The organism is Streptomyces sp. NPDC048291 (genome assembly GCF_043201715.1).
Classification (GTDB): domain Bacteria; phylum Actinomycetota; class Actinomycetes; order Streptomycetales; family Streptomycetaceae; genus Streptomyces.
This window is the reverse complement of the sequence record NZ_JBICZC010000002.1, coordinates 385,977-402,886: the sequence shown is the minus strand read 5'-3', so window position 1 is coordinate 402,886 and position 16,910 is coordinate 385,977. Positions and strand designations below refer to the sequence as shown.

General features: G+C 71.9%; 13 protein-coding genes. 8 read left to right on the top strand and 5 right to left on the bottom strand.

Annotated features, from left to right (window positions below; all coding sequences use genetic code 11):
- Positions 1–58 precede the first annotated feature (58 nt).
- The 4 genes from ACGF5O_RS06095 to ACGF5O_RS06080 all read right to left on the bottom strand — a co-directional run bounded on the left by ACGF5O_RS06095 (position 59) and on the right by ACGF5O_RS06080 (position 4,583).
- Entirely contained in the window at positions 59–2,338 is a 2,280-nt protein-coding gene (locus ACGF5O_RS06095) for a heavy metal translocating P-type ATPase (protein ID WP_393808707.1), read from the bottom strand.
- Positions 2,339–2,466: 128 nt separating this feature from the next.
- Entirely contained in the window at positions 2,467–2,706 is a 240-nt protein-coding gene (locus ACGF5O_RS06090) for a heavy-metal-associated domain-containing protein (protein WP_093508307.1), read from the bottom strand.
- A gap of 73 nt (positions 2,707–2,779) precedes the next feature.
- The gene (locus ACGF5O_RS06085; RefSeq protein WP_393808706.1) at positions 2,780–3,730 is read right to left on the bottom strand and encodes a PrsW family intramembrane metalloprotease; all 951 of its coding nucleotides are present in this window, start codon (positions 3,728–3,730) and stop codon (positions 2,780–2,782) included.
- Between the two features lie 166 nt (positions 3,731–3,896).
- Positions 3,897–4,583 carry a TetR/AcrR family transcriptional regulator gene (locus ACGF5O_RS06080; protein WP_393808977.1) on the bottom strand — a complete coding sequence of 229 codons (687 nt, stop codon included), beginning with the start codon at positions 4,581–4,583 and terminating at the stop codon, positions 3,897–3,899.
- A 198-nt stretch (positions 4,584–4,781) separates the two neighbouring features.
- Between ACGF5O_RS06080 and ACGF5O_RS06075 the strand changes: the two genes are divergently transcribed.
- Together ACGF5O_RS06075 and ACGF5O_RS06070 are read left to right on the top strand one after the other, a co-directional pair.
- Entirely contained in the window at positions 4,782–7,076 is a 2,295-nt protein-coding gene (locus ACGF5O_RS06075; protein WP_393808705.1) for an MMPL family transporter, read from the top strand.
- Positions 7,077–7,108: 32 nt separating this feature from the next.
- On the top strand, positions 7,109–8,152 hold the full coding sequence (locus ACGF5O_RS06070) for a zinc-dependent alcohol dehydrogenase family protein (protein WP_393808704.1): 1,044 nt from the start codon (positions 7,109–7,111) through the stop codon (positions 8,150–8,152).
- A gap of 19 nt (positions 8,153–8,171) precedes the next feature.
- Here ACGF5O_RS06070 and ACGF5O_RS06065 read toward each other — a convergent pair whose 3' ends face one another.
- Positions 8,172–8,372: an AlpA family transcriptional regulator gene (locus tag ACGF5O_RS06065; protein WP_089105276.1), complete on the bottom strand. Its 201-nt coding sequence runs from the start codon at positions 8,370–8,372 to the stop codon at positions 8,172–8,174.
- 458 nt (positions 8,373–8,830) lie between these two features.
- On the opposite strand from ACGF5O_RS06065, the gene iolC reads away from it, so the two are divergent.
- The 6 genes from iolC to ACGF5O_RS06035 all read left to right on the top strand — a co-directional run bounded on the left by iolC (position 8,831) and on the right by ACGF5O_RS06035 (position 16,666).
- Positions 8,831–9,781 (top strand): 5-dehydro-2-deoxygluconokinase, encoded by a 951-nt coding sequence (gene iolC, locus ACGF5O_RS06060; RefSeq protein WP_393808703.1) that lies wholly within the window; start codon positions 8,831–8,833, stop codon positions 9,779–9,781.
- 65 nt (positions 9,782–9,846) lie between these two features.
- Positions 9,847–10,728, top strand: coding sequence for a deoxyribose-phosphate aldolase (locus ACGF5O_RS06055; RefSeq protein ID WP_393808976.1), 882 nt, complete (start codon positions 9,847–9,849; stop codon positions 10,726–10,728).
- A gap of 10 nt (positions 10,729–10,738) precedes the next feature.
- The gene (iolB, locus tag ACGF5O_RS06050) at positions 10,739–11,554 is read left to right on the top strand and encodes a 5-deoxy-glucuronate isomerase (RefSeq protein ID WP_393808702.1); all 816 of its coding nucleotides are present in this window, start codon (positions 10,739–10,741) and stop codon (positions 11,552–11,554) included.
- Positions 11,551–13,422, top strand: a complete 1,872-nt coding sequence (gene iolD / locus ACGF5O_RS06045; protein ID WP_393808701.1) for a 3D-(3,5/4)-trihydroxycyclohexane-1,2-dione acylhydrolase (decyclizing) — start codon at positions 11,551–11,553, stop codon at positions 13,420–13,422. Before iolB ends, iolD begins: the two co-directional genes overlap by 4 nt.
- A gap of 14 nt (positions 13,423–13,436) precedes the next feature.
- Positions 13,437–14,939 carry a CoA-acylating methylmalonate-semialdehyde dehydrogenase gene (gene mmsA, locus ACGF5O_RS06040; protein ID WP_393808700.1) on the top strand — a complete coding sequence of 501 codons (1,503 nt, stop codon included), beginning with the start codon at positions 13,437–13,439 and terminating at the stop codon, positions 14,937–14,939.
- 329 nt (positions 14,940–15,268) lie between these two features.
- The gene (locus ACGF5O_RS06035) at positions 15,269–16,666 is read left to right on the top strand and encodes an APC family permease (RefSeq protein ID WP_393808699.1); all 1,398 of its coding nucleotides are present in this window, start codon (positions 15,269–15,271) and stop codon (positions 16,664–16,666) included.
- Positions 16,667–16,910: the final 244 nt, after the last annotated feature.

The window sequence follows — 16,910 nt, the reverse complement described above, 5'->3', positions numbered from 1 at the left end:
GTGCGCGTTGGACTCCAGGGGGACTCATACATCCACTGGGCCGAACCGCCGGTAACTTTCAGCGGAAGGTGCGCAGCCGCAGGCTGTTGGTCACCACGAAGACCGACGAGAAGGCCATCGCGGCCCCCGCGATCATGGGATTGAGGAGACCGGCGGCGGCCAGCGGGAGCGCGGCCACGTTGTAGCCGAAGGCCCACCCGAGGTTCCCCTTGATGGTGGCGAGGGTCCGCCGGGAGAGCCGGATCGCGTCCGCCGCCACCCGCAGGTCCCCGCGCACCAGGGTCAGGTCGCCGGCCTCGATCGCCGCGTCCGTCCCGGTGCCCATCGCCAGCCCCAGATCGGCGGTGGCCAGCGCCGCCGCGTCGTTGACGCCGTCGCCGACCATCGCGACCGTCCGCCCCTCGCGCTGCAGCCGTCGTACGACGTCCACCTTCTCCTCGGGCAGCACCTCGGCGACGACCTCGGTGATCCCGACCGCCCGTGCGACCGATTCGGCCACCGCCCGGTTGTCCCCGGTCAGCAGCACCGGCGTCAGCCCGAGCGCGCGCAGCTCCCGGACCGCCTCGGCGCTGGTCTCCTTGACCGTGTCGGCGACGGCGAGGACACCCCGGGCCTGCCCGTCCCAGCCGGCCAGGACGGCCGTACGGCCCTCCTGCTCGGCCCGGGAGCGGGCCAGGGTCAACTCCTCCGGCACCACGTCGAAGAGGCGCCCCACGGCCACCTCACGGCCCTCCACGCGCCCGCGTACGCCCCGCCCGGGGACGTTCTCGAAATCCTCGGCCGCGGGCAGCGTGCCGATCCTCTCCGCCGCCCCCGCGGCGATCGCCCGGGCGACCGGATGCTCGGAGGCGTGTTCGAGGGCGCCCGCGAGCCGCAGCACCTCGTCCGCGTCGGCGCCCTGGACGGCGTACACCTCCTGGAGGCTCATCCGCCCGGTGGTCACCGTCCCGGTCTTGTCGAGCACGACGGTGTCGACCCGGCGCGTGGACTCCAGGACCTCCGGGCCCTTGATGAGGATGCCCAGCTGGGCGCCCCGCCCGGTGCCGACCATCAGCGCGGTCGGCGTGGCCAGGCCCAGGGCGCAGGGGCAGGCGATGATCAGGACGGCGACGGCGGCCGTGAACGCGGCGGCCGTGTCCCCGGTGACGCCCAGCCAGACCCCGAAGGTGCCGAGCGCGATCACGATGACGGCCGGGACGAAGACCGCGGAGATCCGGTCGGCGAGCCGCTGCACCTCGGCCTTGCCGTTCTGCGCGTCCTCCACCAGCCGCGCCATCCGCGCGAGCTGCGTGTCGGCGCCGACCCGGGTCGCCGCGACGACCAGCCGCCCGCCGGCGTTCACGGTCGCGCCCGTGACGGCGTCCCCGACGGTCACGTCCACCGGCACGGACTCGCCGGTCAGCATCGACGCGTCCACCGCGGACGCCCCCTCGACCACGGTCCCGTCGGTGGCGACCTTCTCCCCGGGCCGTACGACGAACCGGTCGCCGACCTCGAGCGACGCCACCGGCACCCGCACCTCACGGCCGTCCCGCAGCACCGCCACGTCCCGGGCGCCCAGCTCCAGCAGCGCCCGCAGGGCCGCCCCCGCGCGCCGCTTGGAGCGCGCCTCCAGGTAGCGACCGAGCAGGATCAGCGCGACGACCCCGGAGGCCACCTCCAGGTAGATCGTGGACGCGCCGTCCATCCGGGAGACGGTGAACCGGAACGCGTCGTGCATGCCCGGCATGCCCGCGTCGCCGAAGAACAGCGCCCACAGCGACCAGCCGAACGCGGCCAGCGTGCCGACCGAGACCAGGGTGTCCATGGTGGCGGCGCCGTGCCGGGCGTTGGTCCAGGCGGCCCGGTGGAACTGCCAGCCGCCCCAGACGACCACCGGGGCGGCGAGCGTCAGCGACAGCCACTGCCAGTTGTCGAACTGGAGCGCCGGGACCATCGCGAGCAGCACCACCGGGGCGGCGAGCAGGACGGAGACCAGGAGGCGGTGGCGCAGGGCGGCGAGCTCGGGATCCCGCCCGGGCCCGGTCTCCTGTTCCGGCCGCTGTTCCGGCTCCGGGGGCGCGGGTTCCTCGGCGGTGTAGCCCGTCTTCACGACCGTGGCGATCAGGTCGGTGACCTGAACCCCCTGGGGGTATGTGACCTTCGCCTTCTCGGTCGCGTAGTTCACGGTGGCGGTGACGCCGTCCATGCGGTTGAGCTTCTTCTCGACCCGGGCGGCGCAGGAGGCGCAGGTCATCCCGCCGATGAGCAGCTCGACCTCGGACTCGCCGTCGGCCGGGCGCGGCAGGGCTATGGGTGTCGGTGCCTGCGTGGTGCTGGTGGTGGTGCTGGTCGTCATGTCCGGACTCCAGACAACGGACCGGACCGCACGGAGCCAGTATCAGCTGGTCGGCACGGCCCGGCGGAGAGATACGTTTCCGTCGTGCGTACTGCCTGCGGTGCTTGTGGTGCTCGGTGTTCGGGTGCTCAGACGCGGCCGGCGAGCTCGAAGCCCGCCTCGTCGACGGCGGCGCGGACCGCCTCCTCGTCGAGCGGGGCGGCGGAGACGACCGTGACCTCGCCGCTGGCCGCGACGGCCGTCACCGAGCTGACGCCGGGCAGCCCGGAGATCTCTGCGGAGACGGAACCCTCACAGTGTCCGCAGCTCATGCCGGTCACCTTGTAGACGGCGGTCACGGAGCCCGGGGTGTCGGTCTGGGCGGTCATGTCGTTCTCCTCGTCGAGGCGTGTGGGGCCGATGGGGCCCACGAGAGAACCCCACTGTGGTCACACTATACCCCTAGGGGGTATTTCTCCAAGAGGGGTCCCGGCGCGTCAGGGAGAGCACCCAGGCGACGCCGAGCAGCGAGACGAGTACCAGCAGGCCGACCGAGAACACCGTGAAAAGGTGCTCCTGTGCCGCGCTGGGGCGCGGGATGTACCCCTCGGCGAACAGCTGCCGGTCCAGCCCGGTGCCCGCCAGGTGCGCCACCAGCCAGATCGCGATGCCGTGCGTGGAGTCCCACAGCGCGTGCATCAGGGCGACCCCGAGGCCGGCGGCCACGACCGGGGCGGTGACGCGGAAGCGGCCGTTCGGGCGCCGGAAGGAGAGCAGGACACCGCCGGCGATCGCCGTCCACAGGCCGTGCCCGAAGGGGGCCGGCACCCCGCGCAGGATCTCCGTCTCGATCAGCGCGCGCAGGTCGACGCCCTCGGTGGAGACGGCCGCGTTGAACGCGTACCCGGTGCTCTCCAGGGCCGCGAAGCCGAAGCCGACGGCGGCGCCGAGCACCAGCCCGGCCCGCATGCCCCGGATCCCGGGCATCCGGCGCAGCACGAACACCAGCGCGCCGAGCTTCACCGCCTCCTCGATCAGGCCGACGCCGACGAACATCCCCCAGGACGGCCGGACGAGGTAGGACTCCATCACGGAGGCGCCCAGCACCCCGAGCGTGCCGCCGGTCAGGAAGCAGCCGAGGATCGCGCTGACCCCGAGGTCGCGGCCGTGCCGCTCGTACGCCCACAGCACGAAGGCGACCGGGACGAGAAAGCTGCCGAGCAGGATCAGCGTCGGCAGCAGGGTGGTGTTCTTCGTCGTGTACGTGACCACCGCGGTCAGCGCCCACAGGGCGAGCCCGCCGCCGAGGCAGCGCCGCCACAGGCCGGCGCGGATGCGGGGGTACGGCGGTGGCGGCTGCAGCGGACCGGGGATCCGGGCCTGCGGCCGGCCGGGCGGCGGAGAGTGGGTCACGGCGGTCCCCCTTGTGCTCCTGCGGGTGCGGGTGGCGCTCGTCGGCTCGGGATCTCCGAATCGGGATCGACGAATCGGATCGACGAATCGGGATTGGCGCGATTTACCCGCACTTTAGGCAGATGTGCCGTGTATTGCAGTCTGGGTGGTTCGAGGGGGTGGCCGGTCAGCGGGAGGGGCGGCCGAGCTCTTCGCCGACCAGGGGTTCCAGGTAGCGGGTGAGCACGTTCTTGATCTCCTGGATGTACGCCTGGCGCTCGGCGCCCTCGTGGCTGAGCACCAGCTCCAGCCCCGCCTTGTAGATGCCGAGGCTGACATGCGCCGTGCGCGTGATGTAGGCCTTGTCGGCGTCCGGCGGGAGGAGCGAGGCGAGCAGGCCCTCGATGCGGCCGAGCAGGTTGGTGTGCAGGGCGTCGTGGGCCTCGGCGATCCCGCCGGGCACGTCGGGGCCGTGCATCAGCGCGAAGAACACGGGGTGTTCGGTGTTGAAGGCGGTGAGGCGGTCCACGGTGGCGTCGACCGCGTCCGCCAGCGAGGTGCCGGGGTCGATCGGCGCGAGCGCCTCGCCGTAGGTGTCCCGCAGGACGTGCATGAGCCGGTCGCCCAGCTCGATCGCGATCGCTTCCTTGTTCGGGAAGAACTGGTAGAGCGTGCCGGGGGAGACGCCGGCCTCGCGGGCGATGGCGTTGGTGCTGGCGGCCGTGTAGCCCGAGGTGCAGAAGACCGACGCGGCGGCTTCGAGCAGCTGCTGGATGCGCCGCTCGCCGCGGGCCTGCCGCCGGCGCGGCTGCTCCTTGGCCGCGGCCGTGCCGGCGGGGTCGTCGGGGCCGGCGGTGGCGGGCCGCTCCGGCATGTCGGGCTTGTCGGGCACGCGTTATCCCCAGCTCTTCGAACGCGATTGACAAACGCGAGCGGTCGCTCGCATTCTGATGGAACGCGAGCGACGACTCGTGTTTGCCAGTCTAATTGGCAATGGCCGACCCATGCTGCCCTGCGCACGAAGCGGATGCGTACCGGCAGGCAGTGGTCAGGGTGAAGGGGACACCGCAGGATGACCGAAGTCAACAAGCCCTCGGAGGCCGGGAGCGGGGCCCGGCCAGGGGGCTGGACCCGGTTCGTGACCGCCCGCCCCCGGCTCTCGCTGCTGCTCGCCCTGGTGATCACCGCGCTCGCCGTGCTGGCGGGCAGCGGGGTCGCCGACCGGCTCGGCAGCGGCGGCTGGGAGGACCCGGCCGCCGAGTCGACGTACGCGACGAAGGCGCTGGAGCGCGAGTTCCCGGACTCCCAGCCCAACCTGCTCCTGCTGGTGGACGCGCGGGGCGGCTCGGTGGACGCCCCGGCGGTGGCGGCGGAGGCGAAGGCCCTGGTCACCCGCCTCTCCGGCGAGAAGGGCGTCATAGGCGTCGGCTCGTACTGGCAGACCAAGTCGCCGTCCCTGCGCGCCGAGGACGGCCACGAGGCGCTGATCGCGGCCCGCATCACCGGTGACGAGAAGGCGGCGGCCGACACCCTGAACCGCATCGCCCCGCACTACCGGGGCACGCACGGACCGGTGGCGGTCAAGGTCGGCGGCATGGTGGCGGTCCGCAGCGACATGCAGACGATCATCAAGGAGGACCTGGCCCGCGCCGAGCTGATCGCCCTGCCCGTCACCCTGGTCCTGCTGGTGATGGTCTTCGGCAGCGCGATCGCGGCCCTGCTCCCGCTCGGCATCGGCATCGTCGCCATCCTCGGCACCAACGCGGTCCTGCGCGGCATCACGTCCTTCACGGACGTCTCCGTCTTCGCGATGAACCTGACCACGGCCCTCGGCCTCGGCCTCGCCATCGACTACGCCCTCTTCATCGTCCGCCGCTTCCGCGAGGAACTCGCCACGGGCGCCGACCCGTTGACGGCCGTCGGCACCACCCTGCGCACCGCGGGCCGCACCGTGCTCTTCTCGGCCCTGACGGTGGCCGTCTCCCTCGCGGCGATGCTCGTCTTCCCCCAGTACTTCCTGCGCTCCTTCGCCTACGCCGGCATAGCGGTGGTCCTGCTGGCCGCGGGGGCCGCCCTGATCCTGCTCCCGGCGGCGCTGATCCTGCTGGGCGACCGGGTCAACGCACTGGACCTGCGCAGAGTGTTCCGCAGGGGCCGGGAAGCACGCCCCTCCGGCACCGAGGGCACGGCCTGGGCCCGCGCCGCGACCCTGGTGATGCGCAGGGCCCCGCTCTTCGCCGTCGCCACCACGGCCTTCCTGATCGTCCTCGGACTGCCGTTCCTGGGCGTCAGGTTCGGCACCGCGGACGACCGCCAGCTCCCGGCCGGCGCCGAGTCCCACGTCGTCCAGCAGCACATCCGGGACGGCTTCCCCGGCAACCCCGGCGGTGACCTCGAAGTCCTGGCCGCGGGCGGGGCGACCCAGGCGCAGTACACGGCCTACAAGGAGCGGGTGGCGGCCCTGCCGGAGGTGGCCGGAGTGGCCGGACCGCTGGTCAAGGGCGACGCGGCGTACTTCACGGTGCAGCCGAGGGGCGAGTCGGTGGACGCCGGCGCCCAGCGCCTGGTGGGCGAACTGCGCGCGCTGAACACCCCCTTCGACACGAAGGTGACGGGCACGGCCGCGGTCCTGGTCGACTCCAAGCACGCCATCGGGGAGAGCCTGCCCTGGGCGGCGGCGATCATAGCGATCGTCACCCTGCTGCTGGTCTTCCTCCTCACCGGCAGCGTCCTCATCCCCATACAGGCGGTCGTGCTCAACGCGCTCAGCCTGACGGCGATGTTCGGTGCGGTGGTCTGGGTCTTCCAGGACGGCCACCTCTCGAACCTGCTGGGCTTCACCAGCCCCGGCTCGATCGAGACCACGCTCCCCGTCCTCATGTTCTGCGTGGCCTTCGGCCTCTCGATGGACTACGGGGTGTTCCTGCTCTCCCGCATCAAGGAGGAGTACGACAGGACAGGCGACCACGAACGGGCGGTCCGGCTCGGCCTCCAGCGCACCGGAGGCCTGATCACCGCGGCGGCGATCATCCTGGCGGTGGTGATGGTGGCGATCGGCACCTCCCGGGTCACCAACACCAAGATGCTCGGCCTCGGCATCGCCCTGGCGGTCCTGATGGACGCGATGGTCGTCCGCAGCCTCCTGGTCCCGGCCATCATGCGCCTCACGGGCAAGGCCACCTGGTGGGCCCCGGCCCCCCTGCGCCGCTTCCACGACCGGTTCGGCCTGAGCGAGGGCGAACGGCAGGCGCTTGAGGCGCCCCAAAGGGGCGCGGGGCTGCATTCGACATGCGGCTGCCGCCGCGTGGGCGCGACCGGCCACGACGAGCCGGAACTGGCGCTGCAACAGGAGCCCCGCGGCGCTTAGCCTTCGCGCAGCCCCCGAAAGGAGCCCGCGCGATGCGAGCAGTCGTCTTCGACCACTACGCCACCCCTGCCGAGGTACGGGACGTCCCCGACCCCCGCCCGGCCCCCCACGGAGTGGTCGTCCGCGTGGAGGCCACCGGCCTCTGCCGCAGCGACTGGCACGGCTGGCAGGGCCACGACCCGGACATCACCCTCCCGCACGTCCCCGGCCACGAACTGGCCGGGGTCGTCGAGGAGGTCGGCCCCGGAGTGACCGCCTGGCACCCCGGCGACCGGGTCACCGTCCCCTTCGTCTGCGCCTGCGGCAGCTGCCCGTCCTGCGCGGCCGGCGACCAGCAGGTCTGCGAACGCCAGACCCAGCCCGGCTTCACCCACTGGGGTTCCTTCGCCCAGTACGTGGCGCTGGACCACGCCGACGTGAACCTGGTGGCGATCCCGGACGACATGTCGTATGCCACCGCCGCCTCCCTGGGCTGCCGCTTCGCCACCGCCTTCCGCGCGGTGGTGCAGCAGGGCAGGGTCGCGGCGGGGGAGTGGGTGGCGGTGTACGGCTGCGGGGGCGTGGGCCTGTCCGCGGTGATGATCGCGGCGGCGTCGGGGGCGCGGGTGGCGGCGGTCGACGTGTCGCCCCAAGCCCTGGACCTGGCAAGGAAGTTCGGCGCGGCCCATGCCGTCGACGCGTCGGACGTCGCGGACCCCGCGGCGGCGGTCCGCGACCTGACCTCCGGCGGCGCCCACCTCTCCCTGGACGCCCTCGGCTCACCCGCTACCTCGGCCGCCTCGGTCAACTCCCTGCGCCGCCGCGGCCGCCACGTCCAGGTGGGCCTGCTGCCGTCCCCGGACGGCAACACCCCGGTGCCGCTGGCCCGCGCGATCGGCCTGGAGCTCGAGCTCCTCGGCAGCCACGGCATGGCGGCCCACACCTACCCCGCCATGCTGGAACCGGTCCGCGCCGGCACCCTCCGCCCCGACCTCCTGGTCACCTCGACGATCACCCTGGACGCGGCCCCGGCGGCCCTCGCGGCGATGGGCGCGGCGCCGGCGGCAGGGGTGACGGTCATCGAGCCCTGGGCCTGACGGGCCCCCGCGACCGGGCTCAGAAGTCTCTGCGCCCCCGGTTGCCCGGCCGGGAGGCGACCCAGGCCCGGACCGTGTCGGCGTACCAGTAGGGCTTGCCGCCCTCGACATGGTCCGGCGGCGGGAGCAGCCCGTGCTTGCGGTAGGACCGGACGGTGTCCGGCTGCACCCGGATGTGCGCCGCGATCTCCTTGTAGGACCAGAGCCGTCGGTCGGTCATGAGGTGCACCTCCCTGCGCGCACCGCGGGGGCGACCTGAGGCGGTCGTCGGGGGAGCCGGGCGCTGCGCTGGCGATCACAAAGCCTGTGCCCGGTGAACGACGGAGAGTGACTGTGCGCAAGCAGCTGTGGACCGGGTGTGACCGAGAGCCCGCGTACACGCGACATGTGTGACACAGGGGACGACTTTGTGACACAGCCGGGCCACAGGAATGCGCCGGCTCATCGGCGAGGCGCGTTGACATCTGCGTGAACAATAGCGGGCCCTTCAGGGGCGCGGGGAACTGCGCGACCAACCACCCCCCCCGGCCTGCACCCGCGCACCCACCGCTGTACCCACCCCCGTAGGTGCTGTCGGCCCCCAGCCACCGCTTCTCGTCAGAATGTCCGGACAAACCATTGACACGACGTCCCCTCCCGGACTACAAACCACGGGAGAGCCATGACGAAGGGAAGCCGATGGCGTACGACCTGATCACCATGGGGCGGATCGGGGTGGATCTCTATCCGCTCCAGACCGGAGTCCCGCTCGCCCAGGTGTCGTCCTTCGGCAAGTTCCTCGGCGGGTCGGCGACGAACGTGGCCGTGGCCGCGGCCCGCCTCGGCCGCAGCACCGCCGTCATCACCCGCACCGGTGACGACGCCTTCGGCGCCTACCTGCACGAGGCCCTCCAGGGCTTCGGCGTGGACGACCGCTGGGTCACCCCGGTCCCCGGCCTGAACACCCCGGTCACGTTCTGCGAGATCTTCCCGCCGGACGACTTCCCGCTGTACTTCTACCGGCAGCCCAAGGCCCCGGACCTGGAGATCGACGCCCACGAGCTGGACCTCGACGCCGTCCGGTCCGCCCGCATCTTCTGGATCACCGGCACCGGCCTGAGCGAGGAGCCCAGCCGTACGGCGACCCTCGCGGCCCTCGCCCACCGCGCCAAGGCCGGGACCACCGTCTTCGACCTCGACTGGCGGCCGATGTTCTGGAAGGACCCGGAGTCGGCCCGGCCGTTCTACGCCGAGGCGCTCAAGCACGCCACCGTCGCCGTCGGCAATCTCGACGAGGTGGAGGTCGCGACCGGCGTGCGCGAGCCGCGGGCCGCCGCCCAGGCCCTCCTCGACGCCGGTGTCGAGATCGCCGTCGTCAAGCAGGGCCCCAAGGGCGTCCTCGCGGTCGGCCGCGACGGCGACTCCGCCGAGGTCCCGCCGCTGCCCGTCGACGTGCTGAACGGCCTCGGCGCCGGAGACGCCTTCGGCGGCTCCCTCTGCCACGGCCTCCTCGAAGGCTGGGACCTGGAGAAGATCATGCGGCACGCCAACGCGGCCGGTGCGATCGTCGCCTCCCGCCTGGAGTGCTCCTCCGCCATGCCGACCGGCGACGAGATCGACGCCGCGCTCGCCGCCGGAGCGGTGCTGTGAGGGCCGGCCGCGTCGCGGGCGCGCACCCCGTCGACGGCGCCGGCGCCGGCGTCCCCGCCCCGCAGGTGAAGGTCGACGTCTCCGCCCTCGTCCACACCCGCACCCACCACCCCGAGGCCATCGCCGAGGCGGCCACCCGCCGCGTCCGCCGTCCGCTCCTCAACGAGGACGGCAAGCTGATGATCGTCGCCGCCGACCACCCGGCCCGCGGCGCCCTCGGCGTGGGCGGCGACAAGCTCGCCATGGCCAACCGGGCCGAGCTGCTCGAACGGCTCTGCCTGGCGCTGTCCCGGCCCGGCGTCGACGGCGTCCTCGCCACCGCCGACATCCTGGACGACCTGCTCCTGCTCGGCGCCCTCGACGGCAAGGTCGTCATGGGCTCGATGAACCGCGGCGGACTGCAGGGCGCCTCCTTCGAGCTCGACGACCGCTTCACCGGGCACCGCGGCGAGGACATACAGCGCCTCGGGTTCGACGCCGGCAAGCTGCTGCTGCGCATCGACTACGACGACCCGGGCTCCCTCACCACCCTGGAGTCCACGGCCCGCGCCATCGACGACATGGCCGCGCGCCGGCTGCCGGTCTTCGTCGAGCCGTTCATCAGCCGTCGCACCCCCGAGGGCAAGGTCAAGAACGACCTGTCCCCCGAGGCGGTCACCAAGTCCATCGCCATCGCCTCCGGCCTCGGCGGGAGTTCGGCCTACACCTGGCTGAAGGTGCCGGTCACCGACAACCCCGACGACATGGCCCAGGTCATGGAGACGTCCACGCTGCCCGCCGTGCTGCTGGGCGGCGAGGTGGGCGACGATCAGGACGGCGCCTACGAGAAGTGGCGCAGCGCCCTGCAACTCCCCACCGTGCGCGGCCTGGTGGTCGGCCGCTCGCTGCTGTACCCGGCGGACGGCGACGTGGCCGCCGCCGTGGACACCGCTGTCGGACTCCTGTGAGGGCGAGAAGATGACGACCAACGAGCTGCACCTCACCAAGGGTTCGACCACGAACGCCCAGTACGCGCTCGACATCGACCCCAAGCGGGCCGGTTGGGCGCACAGCAGCCTGAGGATCGTCGAACTGCCCCCGGGCGGAACGCATTTGTTCACCACCGGGGACAGCGAATGGATCGTGCTTCCGCTACAGGGCGGTTGTACGGTGCAAACAGAGGGAAACGAGTTCCAGATCCTGGGCCGGGAAAGCGTGTTCAGCGGAGTCTCCGACTTCGCGTACGTGCCCCGGGACGCCCAGGTCCAGATCGCCTCCGGCGCGGGAGGCCGCTTCGCCCTGGCAGGAGCGAAGTGCGAGCGACAACTCCCCGCCCGCTACGGCCCCGCGCCGGAGGTCCCCGTCGAAGACCGCGGCAGCGGCACCAGCGCCCGCCGGGTGCGCAACTTCGCCTCCGCGTCCGCCTTCGACTGCGACAAGCTCATCGCCGTCGAGGTGATCACGCCCGGCGGCAACTGGTCCTCGTACCCGCCGCACAAGCACGACGAGCATCGGCCCGGCGAGGAGTCGGAGCTGGAGGAGATCTACTACTTCGAGATCGACGGACCGAACGGTATCGGGTATCAGCGCGTATTCCCCTCCCGTGAGGGCGGTACGGACGTCCTCGCCGAGGTCCGCTCCGGCGACGCCGTGCTCGTTCCCGACGGATGGCACGGCCCGTCGATCGCGCAGCCCGGGCACGACATGTACTACCTGAACGTCATGGCGGGGCCCGGTGCGACGCGGGAGTGGCGGATCTGCTTCCACCCGGACCATACGGAGGGTTACCGATGACGATTCGGTTGACCGTCGCGCAAGCGCTTGTCCGCTTCCTCGCCGTCCAGTTCACCGAGCGGGACGGCGAGCGCCGCCGCCTGATCGGCGCCACCTGGGGCATCTTCGGCCACGGCAACGTGGCCGGCCTCGGCCAGGCGCTCCTGGAGCACGGCGACGAGATGCCGTACCACCAGGGCCGCAACGAGCAGGCCATGGTGCACGCGGCGGTCGGCTACGCGCGTCAGTCGAACCGGCTCGCCACGCACGCCGTGACGACGTCCATCGGTCCGGGCGCCACCAACCTGGTCACCGGCGCCGCCCTCGCCACCGTCAACCACCTCCCGGTCCTGCTCCTGCCCGGCGACGTCTTCGCCACCCGCCCCGCCGACCCGGTCCTCCAGCAGCTCGAAGTCCCGCACGCGGCCGACGTGTCCGTCAACGACACCCTCCGCCCCGTCTCGAAGTTCTTCGACCGGATCAACCGCCCCGAACAGCTGATCCCCTCCGCCCTCGCCGCCATGCGGGTCCTCACCGACCCGGTCGAGACCGGCGCCGTCACCCTCGCCCTCCCGCAGGACGTGCAGGCCGAGGCGTACGACTGGCCGGAGGAGTTCTTCGCCGAGCGGGTGTGGACCGTACGGCGACCGGGCGCCGACCCCGCCGAACTCGCGGCGGCCGTGACGGCGGTCAGGACCGCGCGCCGGCCCCTGGTCGTCGCGGGCGGCGGCGTCCACCACAGCCGTGCCGAGGCCGTACTGGCCGAGTTCGCCGCGGCCACCCGCATCCCGGTCGCCTCGACGCAGGCCGGCAAGGGCTCGCTCCGCTGGGACCACCCGCAGGACGTCGGCGGCGTCGGCCACACCGGCACCGCCACCGCCGACGAACTCGCCCGCACCGCCGACCTGGTGATCGGGATCGGCACCCGCTACACCGACTTCACCACGGCCTCCGGCACCCTCTTCGAGAACCCGGACGTCCGCTTCCTCAACCTCAACATCGCCCCGTACGACGGCCACAAGCTGGCCGGCCTGCCCCTGGTCGCCGACGCCCGCAGCGCTCTCACCGAGCTGCGGCAGGCCCTCGACGGCCACCGCACCGCCGACTCGTACGTCACCGAGTACACCGAGGACAAGGAGCGCTGGGAGCAGCGCGTCGACGCCTGCTACGAGGCCGACGAGCCGGACATCCGGCCGACCCAGCCGCAGGTCCTCGGCGCCCTGGACGCGCTCGTCGACGACACCGACGTCCTGGTCAACGCGGCCGGCTCGCTCCCCGGCGACCTGCACCGGATGTGGCGGGCCCGGTCCCGGGACCAGTACCACCTGGAGTACGGCTACTCCTGCATGGGCTACGAGATACCGGCCGCCATCGGGGTGAAACTCGCGGCGCCCGAGCGGAACGTGTGGGCGCTGGTCGGCGACGGCACGTATCTGATGATGCCGACCGAGATCGTCACCGCCGTGCAGGAGGGGATAGCCATCAAGGTGCTGCTGGTGCAGAACCACGGCTACGCCTCCATCGGCGGGCTCTCCGAGTCGGTGGGCGGCGAGCGGTTCGGCACCGCGTACCGCTTCCCCTCCGACGACGGCACCCTCACGGGTGCCCCGCTCCCCGTCGACCTGGCCGCCAACGCGGCCAGCCTCGGCATGCGCGTCCTGCGCGCGAAGACCGTCCGGGACCTGCGCACGGCGCTCGCCGAGGCGCGGGCCGCCGACACTCCCACATGTGTCTACGTGGAGACCGAAACGGCCGACACTGTGTCGGGCCCGCCTCCCGCGCAGGCCTGGTGGGATGTACCTGTGGCCGAGACCGCGACCCGATCCGCCGCGGTCAAGGCACGTGAGCTCTACGAACGGCACGTCTCCACCCGACGCCGCCATCTGTGAAGGAGTAACCGGTCATGACGAAGATCGTCAACCACTGGATCGGCGGCAAGTCCGTCGACGGCACGTCGGGCAACTACGGGCCGGTCACCGACCCGGCCACCGGCGCGGTCACCACGAAGGTCGCGTTCGCGTCCGTCGACGAGGTCGACGCCGCGGTCGCCGCCGCCAAGGACGCCTTCGTGACCTGGGGCCAGTCCTCGCTGGCCAAGCGCACGGAGATCCTGTTCCGCTTCCGCGCCCTGCTGGACGCCAACCGGGACGCGATCGCCGAGCTGATCACCGCCGAGCACGGCAAGGTGCACAGCGACGCCCTCGGCGAGGTCGCCCGCGGTCTGGAGATCGTGGACCTGGCGTGCGGCATCAACGTGCAGCTGAAGGGTGAGCTGTCCACGCAGGTCGCGTCCCGCGTCGACGTCTCCTCGATCCGCCAGCCGCTCGGCGTGGTCGCGGGCATCACGCCGTTCAACTTCCCGGCGATGGTCCCGATGTGGATGTTCCCGATGGCCATCGCGACCGGCAACACCTTCGTCCTCAAGCCGTCCGAGAAGGACCCCTCGGCCGCGGTCAAGCTCGCCGAGCTGCTGGCCGAGGCCGGCCTGCCCGACGGCGTCTTCAACGTCGTGCACGGTGACAAGGTGGCCGTCGACCGGCTCCTGGAGCACCCGGACGTCAAGGCGGTCTCCTTCGTCGGCTCGACGCCGATCGCCCGCTACATCCACACCACCGCCTCCGCCAACCACAAGCGGGTCCAGGCCCTCGGCGGCGCCAAGAACCACATGCTGGTCCTCCCGGACGCCGACCTGGACGCGGCGGCGGACGCGGCCGTCTCCGCCGCCTACGGCTCGGCCGGCGAGCGCTGCATGGCCATCTCCGCGGTGGTCGCGGTGGGCGCGATCGGCGACGAGCTGGTGGAGAAGATCCGCGAGCGCGCCGAGAAGATCAAGATCGGCCCCGGCAACGACCCCACCTCCGAGATGGGCCCGCTGATCACGGCCGTCCACCGCGACAAGGTGGCCTCCTACGTCTCCGGCGCCGCCGCCGAGGGTGCCGAGGTCGTCCTGGACGGCACCGGCTACACGGTCGAGGGCTTCGAGGACGGCCACTGGATCGGCATCTCGCTGCTCGACAAGGTGCCCACCACCGCCAAGGCCTACCAGGACGAGATCTTCGGCCCGGTCCTGTGCGTCCTGCGCGTGGAGACGTACGAGGAGGGCGTGGCGCTGATCAACTCCTCCCCGTTCGGCAACGGCACCGCGATCTTCACCCGGGACGGCGGCGCTGCCCGCCGCTTCCAGCTGGAGATCGAGGCCGGCATGGTCGGCGTGAACGTCCCGATCCCGGTCCCCGTCGGCTACCACTCCTTCGGTGGCTGGAAGGACTCGCTCTTCGGCGACCACCACATCTACGGCAACGACGGCACGCACTTCTACACCCGCGGCAAGGTCGTCACCACCCGCTGGCCGGACCCCTCCGAGGCCCCGTCCGGCGTCGACCTGGGCTTCCCGCGCAACCACTGAGCATGACCGCCTGACCCCGTCGGGGCCGTCCGGATACCGGACGGCCCCGACTTTTTTTGTCGGCGATGCTGCGGTTCTCGTTTCCATGGGATGAAACGGGTGACTTAAGTTCTTTGCGTTCATGACCTTCAAAACCAAGGTCATGCGAATCGAAAGCTTGGTGATTGCCTCATTCGGTCGCTTGCTCCTGCGAAAGCGATGTGACGGGCGTCGCTTTACGAGTGCGGAATCCGAAGGTAAACAGCCATTGACGCAATGGTTTTCGTCGGGGTTCCATGCAGCACAGTCCAACGCCGGAGGCATCCGCCAGAGTCGATCGGAACCGCCGCATGACCGACACGCTCCGCCCTGTCGATACCGCCCTCCCCGAGGCGTCCGACAGCCCCAAGACGCTCAGGCGCTCCATCGGAGTGGTCGGCGGCACCCTTCTCACCCTCTCCTGTGTCACCCCGGCCTCCACGCTCTTCGTGGTCGTCCCCGACCTGTTCGGCTCCCTCGGGACCGCCACCGCCCTCACGATCGCCATCGGCTCCCTCCTCTGTATCGCCGTGGCCTTCTGCTACTCGGAGCTGGGCACCCTCATCCCCAGCGCGGGCGGCGAGTACGCGATGGTCTCGACGATGGCGGGCCGCCTCGCCGGCTGGCTGGTCTTCGTCCTCTCCCTCCTCGTCGTGATGATCGTGCCGCCGGTGATCGCGATGGGCACGGCCGACTACCTCGCCCCGATCGTCCACCTCGACCCGGCCATGACCGGCGCCGGCGTGATGCTCCTCGCGACCCTCGCCGGCCTCCTGGACCTGCGCGCCAACGCCTGGATCACCGGCATCTTCCTGGTCCTGGAGGTCATCGCGGCAGGCGTGGTGGCGGTCCTCGGCTTCTCCCACAGCCACCGCGGCATCGGCAGCCTCACCTCGATGCAGGTCGCGGACACGGGCGGCCACACCACCACGGTCACCGCCATGCTGGTCGTCTCCGGCCTCGCCATCGCCCTCTTCGTCACCCAGGGCTTCTCGACGGCCGTCTACCTCTCCGAGGAACTGGAGGACCCGCGCCGCAACGTCGCCCGCACGGTCCTCGCCACCCTCGCGATCTCCACGGTGATCATCCTCGTCCCGGTCGCCGCGATCACCATGGGCGCGACCGACCTCAAGGCCCTCACCGGCGGCGACATCAGCTCCATGGTCACCGCCTGGTCCAACTCCGCGGTCGGCACCTTCGTCAGCCTCTGCGTGGCCCTCGCGATCATCAACGCGGGCATCGTCATGGTCATCCAGAACTCCCGCGTCCTGTTCGCCTCGGCCCGCGACAAGGCCTGGCCGGCGCCGGTCAACAGCGCCCTCTCCCGCCTCGGCCGCTTCGGCTCCCCCTGGGTCGCGACCCTCGCCGTCGGCGTCCCCGGCGCCGTGCTCTGCTTCGTCAACCTGGACACCCTCTACGGCGTCACGGGCGTCTCGGTGACCGGCATGTACCTCCTCGTCGCCGTCGCGGCCCTCCTCTCCCGCCGCGGCCACCACAAGCACACCCAGGCCTGGCGCATGCCGCTCTGGCCCGCGATGCCGATCCTCCTCATCGCCGTCCTCGGCTACATCCTCACCCAGCAGGAAACGACCTACCTCCTCTGGACCGGCGGCATCACCGCCGCCGCCACCCTCTACTGGGCCTTCTACCTCCGCCCCCGCAAGGAAACCCACTGGGTCGTCTCCATCCCGGACGACACCCAGCCCTGAGCGCCGGCAAGTCCACCTACGCGACCGTCCCGCGGTGGATGACCGACCGGTCCGGTGCAGCAGCGGTGGGTTCTGAGCGCCGGGGCGGACGCCCGACCCAGGGGCGCGGGGAACTGCGCGACCGACCCCCACCGGGCCCGCGGGGGACCACCGGCCGGTTCGGCGCCGCCGGACTCGGCCGTTGCGGGGGGATCGGGCGAGGCGCCGGGATTGGGCGGCGCGGTGGTGTTCGGTGGAGCGGCGG